Origin of the sequence: Enterobacter sp. R4-368, assembly GCF_000410515.1 — a bacterium.
Taxonomy (GTDB): domain Bacteria; phylum Pseudomonadota; class Gammaproteobacteria; order Enterobacterales; family Enterobacteriaceae; genus Kosakonia.
Genome location: NC_021492.1, coordinates 48,780 through 62,588 on the forward strand (window position 1 = coordinate 48,780; position 13,809 = coordinate 62,588).

10 protein-coding genes and 2 pseudogenes are annotated in these 13,809 nt (G+C 49.5%); 6 read left to right on the plus strand and 6 right to left on the minus strand.

Annotated features, from left to right (window positions below; genetic code table 11):
• Nucleotides 1-5 precede the first annotated feature (5 nt).
• The gene (locus H650_RS23805) at nt 6-1,517 is read right to left on the minus strand and encodes an MFS transporter (protein ID WP_003830786.1); all 1,512 of its coding nucleotides are present in this window, start codon (nt 1,515-1,517) and stop codon (nt 6-8) included.
• A 414-nt stretch (nt 1,518-1,931) separates the two neighbouring features.
• Between H650_RS23805 and H650_RS23810 the strand changes: the two genes are divergently transcribed.
• Entirely contained in the window at nt 1,932-2,636 is a 705-nt protein-coding gene (locus H650_RS23810; RefSeq protein WP_001067848.1) for an IS6-like element IS26 family transposase, read from the plus strand.
• Between the two features lie 53 nt (nt 2,637-2,689).
• On the opposite strand, the pseudogene H650_RS25065 reads toward H650_RS23810, so the two are convergent.
• Nucleotides 2,690-3,001: pseudogene (locus H650_RS25065) on the minus strand (recombinase family protein); the annotation flags it as partial.
• A 159-nt stretch (nt 3,002-3,160) separates the two neighbouring features.
• On the opposite strand from H650_RS25065, the gene H650_RS23820 reads away from it, so the two are divergent.
• Nucleotides 3,161-6,145, plus strand: coding sequence for a Tn3 family transposase (locus tag H650_RS23820; RefSeq protein WP_016495564.1), 2,985 nt, complete (start codon nt 3,161-3,163; stop codon nt 6,143-6,145).
• A gap of 14 nt (nt 6,146-6,159) precedes the next feature.
• A pseudogene (locus H650_RS25070) lies at nt 6,160-6,465 on the plus strand (IS3 family transposase); the annotation flags it as partial.
• Between the two features lie 103 nt (nt 6,466-6,568).
• On the opposite strand, the gene H650_RS23830 reads toward H650_RS25070, so the two are convergent.
• Nucleotides 6,569-8,122: a GmrSD restriction endonuclease domain-containing protein gene (locus H650_RS23830; RefSeq protein ID WP_016495566.1), complete on the minus strand. Its 1,554-nt coding sequence runs from the start codon at nt 8,120-8,122 to the stop codon at nt 6,569-6,571.
• A 280-nt stretch (nt 8,123-8,402) separates the two neighbouring features.
• Nucleotides 8,403-9,914 carry a hypothetical protein gene (locus H650_RS23835; protein ID WP_044489857.1) on the minus strand — a complete coding sequence of 504 codons (1,512 nt, stop codon included), beginning with the start codon at nt 9,912-9,914 and terminating at the stop codon, nt 8,403-8,405.
• A 352-nt stretch (nt 9,915-10,266) separates the two neighbouring features.
• Here H650_RS23835 and H650_RS23840 point away from each other — a divergent pair, with 352 nt between their 5' ends.
• Nucleotides 10,267-10,947, plus strand: coding sequence for an SOS response-associated peptidase family protein (locus H650_RS23840; protein ID WP_016495569.1), 681 nt, complete (start codon nt 10,267-10,269; stop codon nt 10,945-10,947).
• Between the two features lie 380 nt (nt 10,948-11,327).
• The gene (locus H650_RS23845; RefSeq protein ID WP_016495570.1) at nt 11,328-12,110 is read left to right on the plus strand and encodes a TraX family protein; all 783 of its coding nucleotides are present in this window, start codon (nt 11,328-11,330) and stop codon (nt 12,108-12,110) included.
• Nucleotides 12,111-12,121: 11 nt separating this feature from the next.
• On the opposite strand, the gene H650_RS25820 is transcribed toward H650_RS23845, so the two are convergent.
• A complete protein-coding gene (locus H650_RS25820) occupies nt 12,122-12,298 on the minus strand; it encodes a hypothetical protein (RefSeq protein WP_189660122.1) in 177 nt (58 codons plus the stop codon).
• Nucleotides 12,299-12,470: 172 nt separating this feature from the next.
• On the opposite strand from H650_RS25820, the gene H650_RS23850 reads away from it, so the two are divergent.
• Complete coding sequence (locus H650_RS23850; protein WP_044489873.1) at nt 12,471-13,289, plus strand: DUF4225 domain-containing protein; 819 nt, start codon at nt 12,471-12,473, stop codon at nt 13,287-13,289.
• Between the two features lie 3 nt (nt 13,290-13,292).
• Here H650_RS23850 and H650_RS23855 read toward each other — a convergent pair whose 3' ends face one another.
• Nucleotides 13,293-13,616, minus strand: coding sequence for a hypothetical protein (locus H650_RS23855; RefSeq protein ID WP_016495572.1), 324 nt, complete (start codon nt 13,614-13,616; stop codon nt 13,293-13,295).
• Nucleotides 13,617-13,809: the final 193 nt, after the last annotated feature.

Sequence of the window (13,809 nt, forward strand, 5' to 3'; positions counted from 1 at the left end):
CTTCCTTAGTGTTGTGTGGGATAGGCTGACGATTGCGAGCCGGGACCGTAGCGCCGCAACAGGATGCCGGTGATCAGGGCACCCACGGCCAGAACACCCGCCGCCACGTACATGACGACCGTATAGGCGTGGTCGAATGCGATTCCTGCCGCTTGACGCACGACAACACCATCGGCCCCCGCCTCGTTGGCAAAGACCAGCGCCGACGCCATGCTGTCGCGGGCCGCTTCCGAGGTTCCGGCGGGGAACACGACGTTGACCGTATAGAGGTAGGCCAAAAGACTTCCGAGAATTGTGACAGCGAACAGACTGCCAAACTCGTAGGACACTTCCTCGACCGACGACGCCATGCCGGCGCGATGCACAGGCACATTGCCCACAATAGCCGTTGATGCCACCGACATTGTTGCACCTACGCCGGCACCGGTCAGCGCCAGACCGGCGATCAGCCAGCCAAGGCCATGAGTGATGCCCCATGTCGCAAGCAGGACCGCCAGCGATCCCGCCGCAAGCCCGCCAGCTATAAGGATACGTAGGCCAATACGATGCAGGAATGCACCACCGAGCAGCGCAGTCGGCAATGATCCGAGCGCCGCCGCCGAAACCAGCATCCCGGCTTCCAGCGGCGTGAAGCCCGCAACGAGCTGGAAGCGTTGCGTCGTAGCAAGCTCAACACCGCCGATGGCGAACAGGGAGAACGCGGCCGCTAGAACGCCCGATGTGAACGCGGCATTGCGGAAGATCGAGAAGTCGAGCAGCGGGAACGGCAGGCGCAGTTGCCGGCGGACGAACAGCGCTCCGGCGAGGATGGCAACCAGCAGCGAAATAGCGGGGACGGCCCACGACTGCCCGGCATGGGCAGATTCCTTGATCGCGATCACAAAAGCCGACAGCGCCACCAATGCCTGAAACGACGACACCACGTCCCAAGGCTTGGTCGCATCGCCGGCCACCTTCGGCGCAACGATCAGCGCCGAAATGAAGGCAGCGACCACTACCGGCACATTGATGAGGAACACCGACCCCCACCAGAAATGGCCGAGCAGAAAACCGCCGATGATCGGTCCGAGCGCAGCGCCGACGACCGACAACGACCCCCAGATCGCAATGGCGATGTTGCGTTCCCGGTCATCCTCGAAGGTGACGCGGATGAGGGCGAGTGTCGCGGGCATCATCGCCGCCGCGCCGACCGCCAGAAAGGCCCGCGCCCCGATCAGGATTTCCGCTGTAGGCGAATAGGCCGCCACAATCGACGCGACACCGAACAGCACGAGGCCGATGAGGAACATGCGCCGGTGACCGATCCTGTCACCCAGCGTCCCGGTGCCGAGCAGCAGGCCGGCCATGACGAGGGGGTATGCGTTGATGATCCACAACCCTTGCGTTGCCGTCGCGCCAAGCTCGCGCGTCAGGGTAGGCAGGGCCGTGTAGAGGACCGAATTGTCCAGAACGATAAGCAGGAGACCGGCGGCGACGGTCACCAGAAGAACCCAGCGGTTCGAGTGGGCGGCAGGCATGATAGCACCATTCAGTGAGAGTAGCCAAACTTTACAGACAAGTTAGTAAAGTATCAAGCGCCTGCCCGTGAGGAACTTCAGACAATGGCCGACAGCGGGGCTTCGCATTCCGGGGCGCGATCAATTTGTCGCGAAATTCCTAAGTTTTGCGACAGCCCCACCCCGCTCCGTTTTCCCTGGCGACGAGACGTTGCAAAAGTCAGTCGCAAATGTTCTACAATGTGCGACGATATTTGCAACATGATGGGGACGCCATGAGAGACAAACACGACCCCGGCACGCTCGACCTGGAAAGCGGGCGGCTGCTGATCGGCTACGCCAGGGTATCGACCGATGACCAGGACTTGAGGAGGCACTGTTGCAAATAGTCGGTGGTGATAAACTTATCATCCCCTTTTGCTGATGGAGCTGCACATGAACCCATTCAAAGGCCGGCATTTTCAGCGTGACATCATTCTGTGGGCCGTACGCTGGTACTGCAAATACGGCATCAGTTACCGTGAGCTGCAGGAGATGCTGGCTGAACGCGGAGTGAATGTCGATCACTCCACGATTTACCGCTGGGTTCAGCGTTATGCGCCTGAAATGGAAAAACGGCTGCGCTGGTACTGGCGTAACCCTTCCGATCTTTGCCCGTGGCACATGGATGAAACCTACGTGAAGGTCAATGGCCGCTGGGCGTATCTGTACCGGGCCGTCGACAGCCGGGGCCGCACTGTCGATTTTTATCTCTCCTCCCGTCGTAACAGCAAAGCTGCATACCGGTTTCTGGGTAAAATCCTCAACAACGTGAAGAAGTGGCAGATCCCGCGATTCATCAACACGGATAAAGCGCCCGCCTATGGTCGCGCGCTTGCTCTGCTCAAACGCGAAGGCCGGTGCCCGTCTGACGTTGAACACCGACAGATTAAGTACCGGAACAACGTGATTGAATGCGATCATGGCAAACTGAAACGGATAATCGACGCCACGCTGGGATTTAAATCCATGAAGACGGCTTACGCCACCATCAAAGGTATTGAGGTGATGCGTGCACTACGCAAAGGCCAGGCCTCAGCATTTTATTATGGTGATCCCCTGGGCGAAATGCGCCTGGTAAGCAGAGTTTTTGAAATGTAAGGCCTTTGAATAAGACAAAAGGCTGCCTCATCGCTAACTTTGCAACAGTGCCAATCCACGCCTCCAAGCGCCAGACAATGGACTCGGATATCGGAAGTTGCCAGCTGCTCTACTGTTTTTCGGATATCCATCGCATTACGACCAAGGCGATCAAGTTTGGTGACGATCAATACATCACCATTTTCCATGCGGTCAAGCAGGCGGAGAAACCCTGGTCGCTCACATCCAGCAACCGAACCACTTATATGTTCTTCTACGAATCGCTGGGGTCTGACATCAAAACCCGCAGCCTGAATTTCCCGTCGCTGATTCTCAGTGGTCTGTTCCAGAGTGGATACCCGGCAATAAGCAAAAACACGTGACATAGGAAACTTTCCGTACGAAATGGATGTCCGAATTATATAGCCTGTACGAAATATATTTCACTTACTTTCGGACATATTTACATAATGGTGTCCGAAACCGACCGGTTTCGGTCATAGCGAACAAATAACAGATGAAAACTATACGCGAGGGAAGCATTTATGCCACGGCGACAGATACTGAGCAGTGAAGAGCAGGAACGCTTACTGGTTATACCAGATGATGAAATTATTCTGACCCGAATGTGTTTTCTGAACGAACCGGATATTGCGCTCATTAATAAGCACCGACGGCCAGCGAATCGCCTGGGCTTTGCTGTATTACTCTGTTATCTGCGTGGACCCGGATTTATTCCGGACAAAAGCAGTGCTCCTCACAATGGCGTTGTAACCAGGGTTGCTTCCCGACTGAAACTTCAGCCTGATTTATGGCCGGAATATGCATCCAGAGAGCAAACCCGCTGGGAACATCTGACCGAACTTTATCGCTACCTGGAAATATCCCCGTTCAGCCGGTCAATGCAAAAAGACTGTATCCGTCATCTGCACCCCGATGCCATGCGAACTGACAAAGGATTTATGCTGGCGGAAGAAATGCTCAGCTGGCTACATAACAATAATGTTATTTTCCCTTCTGTTGAAGTGATCGAACGGACGCTTGCCGAAGTCGTCACGCTCGCTAACAGATCGGTATTTTCGACACTTACCGCGCAACTGGAAAAGCAGCATAAATCAGCACTCGACAGCCTGCTCATATCAGAGGGTGAACAACCTTCCCGTCTGGCATGGCTGCTACAGCCTCCGGGTAAAATAAACGGTAAAAATGTGCTGCAACATATCGACCGGCTTAATTCCATCGCTGCGCTGGGGTTGCCTGATGGTATTGCGCTTTCCGTTCACCAGAACAGGTTGCTTAAACTGGCGCGTGAGGGCCGGAAAATGAGCAGCAGGGACCTGGCAAAATTCACCGATGTCAGACGTTACGCTACGCTGGTTTGTATAATAATAGAGGCCAGGGCCACTCTGACTGACGAAGTGATTGATCTGCACGAGCGTATCTTGGGTAGTCTGTTCAGCAGGGCAAAACGCACGCAGGCCGAACGGCTCCAGCAAACGGGAAAGCTTATTCAGAGCAAGCTGAAGCAGTACGTTACCGTCGGGCAGGCGTTACTTAACGCCAGAGAATCCGGGGAAGATCCCTGGACTGCAATAGAAGATGTCCTTCCCTGGCAGGAATTCATCAACAGCGTGGAAGAAACGCGGTTTCTGTCCCGTAAGGGCAATTTCGACCCGCTTCACCTGATCACCGAAAAATACAGTACGCTGCGTAAATACGCCCCGCGTATGCTGTCAGCATTGCAGTTCATGGCGACACCTGCGGCGCAGACGCTCAGCGATGCGCTGGACACCATCAGGGAAATGTACCGTAAACAACTTCGTAAAGTGCCGCTATCGGCGCCAACAGGATTTATCCCTGAAAGCTGGCGAAAACTGGTACTCACGCCTTCAGGAATCGACCGCAAGTACTACGAGTTTTGCGTAATGAATGAACTCAAGGGGGCGCTACGTTCCGGTGATATCTGGGTAAAAGGATCGCGCCGCTACAGAAATTTTGATGATTATCTCATCCCGACTGCTGAGTTTGAGAAATCCCGCCACAATGACCAGTTACAGTTGGCCGTTCAGACCGATTGCCAGGCATATCTTCAGGCCCGTATGACGCTTCTTGCATCGCGTCTGGAAGAAGTTAACGCGATGGCGCTTGCCGGTGATTTGCCCGATGTTGATATTTCAGATAAAGGAGTAAAAATCACTCCGCTGGAGAACAGCGTCCCTTCGGGTGTTTCGCCCTTTGCCGATTTGGTTTATGGCATGCTTCCTCATCCGAAAATTACAGAGATACTGGAAGAAGTGGACAGCTGGACGGGGTTTACGCGTCACTTCGCGCACCTCAAAAATAATAACGTCAGACCAAAAGACGGAAGACTGTTGCTGACCACCATTCTGGCCGACGGCATCAATCTGGGGCTGACAAAAATGGCGGAGTCCTGCCCGGGGGCAACAAAATCGTCACTCGAAGGTATTCAGGCATGGTACATCAGAGATGAAACTTATTCAGCGGCACTGGCCGAGCTGGTCAACGCTCAGAAAGCGCGGCCTCTGGCCGCATTCTGGGGCGACGGGACAACATCATCGTCAGACGGGCAGAACTTTCGGGTAGGCAGTCACGGACGTTATGCCGGTCAGGTCAATCTTAAATATGGTCAGGAGCCGGGCGTGCAGATTTATACGCATATCTCAGACCAATACAGCCCGTTCTATGCCAAAGTGATCAGCCGGGTGCGCGACTCAACCCACGTGCTTGATGGCCTGCTGTACCATGAAAGCGATCTGGAAATTACCGAGCATTACACCGATACCGCAGGCTTCACTGAACATGTTTTCGCCCTGATGCACCTGCTGGGATTCGCTTTTGCGCCGAGGATCCGGGATCTTCATGACAAGCGGCTGTTTATTCATGGAAAGGCCGAACGCTATCCGGGGCTTCAGTCCGTCATATCAACAACCAGCCTGAATATCAAAGACATTGAGGCACACTGGGATGAGGTATTGCGCCTGGCAACCTCGATTAAGCAGGGGACAGTCACCGCATCGCTGATGATGAAAAAGTTAGCCAGTTACCCAAAACAGAATGGACTTGCCAAAGCGCTGAGAGAGATTGGCCGCATTGAGCGGACACTATTTATGCTGGACTGGTTCCGTGATCCCGGTCTGCGCCGACGCGTACAGGCGGGGCTGAATAAGGGTGAGGCCCGTAATGCCCTTGCGCGAGCGGTCTTTATGCACCGTCTGGGTGAAATAAGGGATCGTGGGCTGGAGAATCAGAGTTACCGCGCCAGCGGGCTGACGTTACTGACAGCGGCGATCACGTTGTGGAACACGGTATATATAGAAAGAGCTATTGAGTCACTAAAACGAAAAGGTATCCCGATAAATGAGCAACTGGTATCTCATCTTTCTCCCCTGGGCTGGGAACATATCAATCTGAGTGGAGATTACGTCTGGCGTAATAATTTTAAGCTGGGATCCGGAAAATACCGCTCATTACGCACAGTCGACACCACATTGTACAAAAAACAGTCTTAGCGTGGGATAATTTCCGTTTTCCAAGCGGACCCCATAGCGATCAGGGCAGCCAGTACGGCAGCGACGACTGGCAGCGCTTCTGCCGGGCCAATAACCTGGCCCCGAGCATGAGCCGGCGTGGCAACTGCTGGGATAATGCGGTAGCGGAGTCGTTCTTCAGTTCGCTGAAAAAAGAACGGATCAGAAAGCGCATCTATAAAACCCGGGATCTGGCCCGGGCCGATATCTTCGATTACATTGAAGTGTTCTACAACCGGGCCCGGCGCCACAGCCATCTCGGCGGCGTCAGTCCGGAGGACTTTGAACAGGCCTCGTCGTGAGGACAGAACTTGTCTACTGTCGTGGGGTCAGTCCAGAGAAAAGTAAGGGGGGCCGCGCTACGAGCAACTGGTTGACGTATTCTAGGCCCGCTTTAAATACCATTTAATTTTTTACAGATTGATTGCAATAGGGATGTGTCAGCATACAATTTTGGGAGGATCCTTTACCTCCATCACGAACCCTTTTAATATGATCATATGACAATGACTTTGCACTATCAATATACCCTCCGCAGATATTACATTTAACGCCAGCCTTTAGCGCACTGGAAATAAAAACCTGACTTTTAACATCATCATTAAAATCTATACTACCAGTAGCTCTCTCTCCTTTGAATATCCCGCCAGTCAATCCACCGTAGGTTATGATATCCGATTCAGAAACATTTTTCTTACCAGAAAGTAAATCAGCGATTATTTTTTCAAGAATATCCATGTAGGCATATGCTCTTTTTTTGCTCATATGTTTCTGGATAATTAGTGCTATAATTTCTTTTCTTTTTATCAAAATGGATTCTAAAGCGCCTCTTATTGACGTGAAATTTTTAAAAAACGTTTTATTGTTATTTTGTATATTTTTTGATATTAAAAATGCCGTGCCTAAAAACATAGGACTGGAATGCCTTCCACTTGGTCCGTAAAAATAAACAGCAGGATGTAAACCCAAACTACCTTTGTCATTACCTGTGATTCTGTTCGCTAAGTTAATGGCTTTCTTTAGGCATTTAAGCGTTTCTTTACCATCGTTATCATCGTGGATGGCTAACTTACTATCAAACCCATAAGTTGCTGCGGTAATAAAATCGATAAGTAACTGTATTGCGACACGTACACCTCGGGAACCACCTAAGGGAAGTTCAAGCGTCTTTATTGGCGCTTTTACATCCGGGTCGAAAATAATTGAGTTTAATCTTTGTGCCTCTTCCTCAATGGCTTTCGCTACAAGCGGCTCAAATTTAGACCAATACTTATGCCCGTGACCGGCACGGATAACTGCCCGGGCGGCTATGGCTGTCGGCTTATGTCTATTTTTTAACAGGAACTCCTCAACTTCGTCTAAAGGTGTGCCTTTCATGTTTATATTAAAAAAAGATCCTTCTGCTTTATCAGCATCACCATTTACCCACTGAATAGTTAGCGCTTGCGTCAGGATTTTTGAAAGCCTTCTATTTTCTTCAGCACTTATTTTGCCTTGTAATCCTGATATTTTTTCTCTGATATCACGCCATGAACCAACTTTGGCATTAACTAAATCTCTGGTTTTAGTTGCCGCAGCCATCTGTTCTTTCGAGATTTTATAATTAAAGAACTTCTGAGATATATCACCGTCACCATAATCATCTAATACCCATGCCCTCAATGCACTCAATCGATGACCACCATCAATTACAAAAATGAAAGAACCTTTCCATAAAATAACTGAAGGAATCAAATCTCCTGTTGTATAACTTTCCAGAAGGGAAGCTACCTGCTGAGGAGACCAGTGATTGGTTTCTCGTTGAAAATCTGGTTTTTTAATAATATTCGCATAAAGGTCAAAATCTTTTACAGAAAAGCTTCTAATCGAGTCTGACGAAAACCCCTCGTCCGATTCAGTTGCAAAATCTTCTCTTAGAATCATAGCATCTAGATTTACTAAATTTGATTTACTCGCCATTCCAGCTCTCCATTCAAATTTAATCTTAGTGAACTTTTTATATGCCTAATACATCATTAACAGTTTGCTTATGGCATTTTTGATGATTTATCCATTGATTGGAAGAGATAATGTTAAAAAGATGAAAAAAATTAATAATACGCTACTTAAAAGCCTAAGTAGCTTGATGCTGTAGTGAAGCGCCTGGAGCAGGCAGTGCTGCGCATCGTGCTCCTGCCCATCAGGGGCTCCGTTTGGAAAACGGAGCCCCTGTAATTGAGAGGAATAAAACATGCATGGCTTATCCCCTCAAATTTCCTGAGCTATCGTGCTCACCTAATACTTGTATAAGTGGGGATAATACCATCTTACCCACAACATAAAGTCCGGGTCCTTTGCCCATGAGTTCAGCAATCCGTTCTTCATTTAATACGCCTGCGGCGCTGTCCTGTTCCATTTGAGTTAATAATGCCGCATGAGCCAATGATAAAAATGCTTCAGCAAGAGGCGTTAACCCGCTTGCTGAATGAACGTCGGAGGCAATCATCTGATCCAGGAGCGGGGCAATACTCTCTTGACCATCATTTACCATTTTTGTCTTTAACCCCCCAATGACGGAAATTACAAGACGCCAGATAGCTTGTTTTTGTCGGGAGAGCACTTCATCTATTAAATTTCGGGCTTCAAATTTCGACATAGTTGAGCATCGAGCAAGATCTGCGTTTATAGAACGTGAAAGCTTACGAAGTTGGTGTTCTTCAAGACGTTGAAAAAGGTTATCGAACAATAGCTTCTGTTTACCGGATGAAATCGCCTCCTCCAGCTTTTCGGTCGGATTATCAGGCACAAATACGCGCCCTGACGCGGAATAAACTATACTTTTTACGCAGTCATGAGGTGTATGCTCTGCGAGTGGATTAATATCGAAACTCACTTCTTGTGTTAAGGAACCTTTAGGTGCTGTGCCAAAGCACACAGAAAACATCAAAACAGAAAAAAGTGATACCCGGCCATAAATTTGGCCATCTGTACTATCAACACCGACAGTGACTCTGTGGCCAAATTCGAAGTGATTAGGCCGGTCATCTGCAGTCGGGGTAAAGTCCCACCAAACTGGTTCTTTTCCTTCAAATGCCTTCAGTGCCGCGTCAAGATCATGACGTGCCTGAATCAGCTTTTCACTCTCGTTTGGCTGTGGCTCTCCGCCACCAAGAGTCGCTATCCTCGCGATAGCTTGTGTATAGTGGATAAAGTCAGAAAGGGATTTTGTTCGTGCAATATCTGGAAACTCCTGAGCAAAATATGTCTGCGCAATATATGCAATCGCCCCCAAACCACATGCCCCACCAAAAGACCTGTGATGGGAGAGTTCATCAATGATGTAGGGAATCTCGGTTGGCCTGGATAAGGGTTGAAATTGACATCCACTGGCCTCCTGCTCAGTGATGTATCTTTTAGCCGATTGCCTGTCTGGAAATACCATCAGGGTCTCTTCGTATTCCCCTGCATGTCTCCTCGAAATTATTCTTGGCTCTGTGAATCTTACATCTTCAGACGTGAAGGATACTGTCTCTCCTGTGAGACTATGAACGGCATATGCAGCTTTGGGCCGTTTTGAGTGATCTGGCTTGACACCAAGATACGCATTTATAAAATCAAGTTGTCCGGCAATCTCGCTGACCAGATCAGAATAGCTGTTGTCATGGCTGCTACAATATATTCCTCTGTTAACTCTTCTGCCTCCAAGGGCGGCAGGAAAAACATGCTCTCCTGAACCAGCAGCTTTACCACATATAATGCATGTTTTTAACATTGTTCCTCCTGATAGGTTCTGGCTCTGCATGTCAGTAAAAAAGATCCAACGATACGGATTAAAAATATTGAGAAAGACGTTAGTCACAAAGTATGGAAAAGTGCTCAATAAATTTATTCCGACCAGGCTGATTAAAAATAATTATACTGGTAGTAACCCGTAAGGTGCTTATTACATTGTTCCCGAGAAGATTTCTATCATACTTAAATAACATATAAAGAGAAAATGCTTTTACTTTCCTCTATCGTTTGAGTTTTCTCGGATTTATTAACAATAAGGAAAAAGTCAAAAACAGCATATCGAATTATACTGTTAAACGGTATCTAACTCAGGACAGGGTAAAGGTGTCATTATGTGTGGCCGTTTTGCGCAGTACAGCAGCAGGGATGACTACCTGCAGGCGCTGGAAATCAGTGGGGAGACTGTTCCATATGATCCTCAACCTCTGGAACGCTACAACGTGGCGCCGGGCACCCGTGTTCTTATACTGAGTGAACGCGACGGGAACTGTGCGCTTGATCCGGTTATTTGGGGCTACATTCCGGAATGGTGGACAAAAGCCCCGATGATAAATGCCCGCAGTGAAACCGCCGCTACCGGAAAAATGTTCAGCAAGCTCTGGCGCACCGGTCGCGCTATTGTTCCTGCAGACGGCTGGTTTGAATGGAAAAAATCCGGCTCCCGCAAACAGCCGTTTTTCATCTACCGTTCAGACGGACGCCCTTTGTTTATGGCCGCGATTGGACACGCGCCCTTTGATACTGACCACGGGCAGGAAGGTTTTGTTATTGTGACGGCCTCAAGTAATCAGGGCTTGATTGATATTCATGACCGTCGGCCGCTGGTATTTGATACTGAGTCCGCCCTCAGATGGATAAATGAAAAAACCAGCCCGGAAGAAGCAGCAGATCTTGCCGAAAAACATGCGCTACCGGAAAGCGATTTCAGCTGGCATCCGGTTTCCGCTAAAGTTGGTAGCCCTCATAACCAAGGCAACGAAATTATAAATAAAATTGATGAACCACTGGCCTGAAATACAGTTTATTTGCTGATTATTTTATTGCCGAATTTTTTAATTTTGATAGCTGTTCTGCCAGGTAAATATATTTATTTGGGTGTGAAATCAGTTTAAAATTATCTATGCGGGCGCTAAACTTTTTAAGTTAAATGCCGAATAATAATATTATTAACTCAGATATTATTAGCGCATGAACAGTTTCTTTCTTTTCAGCACCGCACTGTCAGATAAAGATAAAAATTCTGCCATGTTAATTATCCGGGATAAAACAGAATCCGTGGCGAGAAAGATTTTGCAGAAAGCCGGCGTCAGTGTGCCGCCTTACAGCGGCCGGATTTTCTGGCAGTGGACGCAGGATTATATTTTACGGGCGTGCCGGACTGAAAAGGACATAAATGACACAGTTTCTCAGCGTAACAATGAACGGACTGACGTCCAGAATACACCACTGGCTGGCCATCAGTCCGGGTGCGGCCGACCGGCTCAAACTGACGGCGCTGGCTGCCATGCTGGCGGACCATATCAATACTCTTCTACTGACGCCGGCGCGACCGGAGCTCTATGCGCTGGGGAGAATGGCGTTTCCGCTGTTCGTCCTGATATGGGCACGCAATGTGATGCTCCGGCCGGAGCGCCTGCAGTTAAGGGCAAACCGGATGTGGCTCTGGGCTGTGGTCACCCAGCCTGCATTCAGTCTGGCGTTCCGGGGGCACGACCCGTGGTACGCCCTGAACATTCTGTTCGTCTTCGCCAGCGTCACGCAGCTGCTTGCCTGGCATCACCGGTACCGTCTGGCTGGCATGGCGGGCGGCGTGTTATTGCTTGTCCTGATGGCGTGTCCACTGTCTGTCGCAAGCTACGGCGTGCCGGGGCTGGTTCTGGCCCTGTCGCTGGCCATCTTCCTGCACAACTCCTCATTCCGGCAGCGCCAGACGGCCGGAGCCGCCGCCTTCATTGCGCTGCTTGCACTGAACAGTCAGCATTTACAGGAGATACCGGTTACGGTGGTTGTGCTGGCTATTCTTCCCACCGTTCTGCTGCCGGCAGCGGCAGTCTGTGCCGCCACCTCACTGGCTGCAGGAAGGGAAAACCGGTTTATGCCGGCGTCATTCTTTTATCTGGCCTATGTCGGCCATCTGCTGGTCATCGGGCTGGTCAGGCTGCCGGGGCTGGGTTGAGCGGCGGTGGTTTATTTCCTCGATGCCAGCCAGATAATGGCTACGGCAAATACGGCGGTAACACCCCAGGCATAGTCCGGCCAGTATTTTCCACCCAGTGCGGCAACACTCACGATGAGTACGGCACAAATAACAATGCTGGCAAGAAGACGAAGCTGCCAGCGCAGCCACCGGGCAGGGAAACTCATAAAACAATCTCCAAAATGACATTCTGAATTAAGTCATCAGGGAACACTGAAAGTTCCATAATGAGTGAGTTTCAGTGCATAGCGTATATTCAGATGTTATCGGGTATCTGTCACACCTGAAATGTATGTGCTACCGTATATTTTCTGGTGTACTACGATTCGAGGGAAGGAATTGGACATATATACAGGTGGTAATCGCTTTTCTGGCTATTTCCTGACAATGGCCTCACTGGAAGTGAATCAACTGATGAATACAGCGCTCGCTGTATCGGGGTTTCATATTAAAGATGCCCTGACACGCATTCGTTTTCAGGACGATGTGCGGGACTTTGGAAAGCTTCAGCTGACAGCCATCAGGAATAGCGCGACAGAACAGGAATGCCAGCAGTGTATCCTGAACATCCGGGAGGAACACAATAATCTGAAGATTCAGGACAGAATGCTCAGAACTGGTGAGTCTGTTCTTACAGCATCTGTCAGGATCTATGAAGAGAATGGTAAGTACATTGGCTATGCCATCGATTTTATCGGTGTGGTCATTTCCGGTTTGCAGGTTGCCGGTGGGATTGGAGTAATAGCATCATCTGTACCTACCGGGAATGTTCTTGGCATTATAGCCGGCGCAACGCTGGTACTTAATGGCGTTTCTTCTGCGGCGGAAAGCATCCAGAAGCTGGCGGGGAAGGAGCAGCCGATCAATTTTATGCGTGATGGTTTTGAAGGGTCGGCCGAATTCCTGGGCTTTGATCGTAAGGTGGGTTTACTTGCTTATCAGCTGGTAGATCTCAGTACATCCTATTATGGTATGTTCAAACTCACCCTGAAACCTGAAGCCTGGCGTCTGTACCGGTATCTCGGACCAGATTTCATGCGACAGGTTTCCACTATGAGCAGGACAGCTCTGGCCATTAAAGGAGCCGGTGCAACGTGGAAAGGCGCGAAAATTGGCAATACTCTTTATCAGCTGCAGCATGATGAAAAACAGCAGTAATTACTACCGGCCTTTCACAAGCTTATACGCTTTCCATGAAAGGCCAAGCGGTATAAGAAACCACACCGCAATAACACCAAAGACCGCGACGGGTAAATAATACATTAGCAGCGAAGGTGGGTAGAATACGGGAAGGAAAACAAGCGGAGCCATAATAAGAACCAGACAAATAACCCCACCATAAAAACGCTTGCTCAGATCGTCCACTAATGATGATAGCGTCTCGTTGGCGTTTTCACTTCGGGTTAATACTTCCTTTAAACGAGTTAAGTTCCTGTCCGAGAAACCATTATCCAGCAGGTCTTTTTCTGTCAGTTCCTTGGTCACATGATCTCCTTTATTCATGGCTGTTGTGTTCAGAAAAGAATACCGCTAAGGGACAGTTTTTGAAACATATCTTAACTGGCTTTACCTTTTCTTTGAGTTCAATCCAGTTTCAATTCTGTCGGTTTCTCAATAGCGCGAGCAGTGCGCAGCGCGTCCCTGAATGTGCCGAAGGCACATGCCGGCGGAAATTATG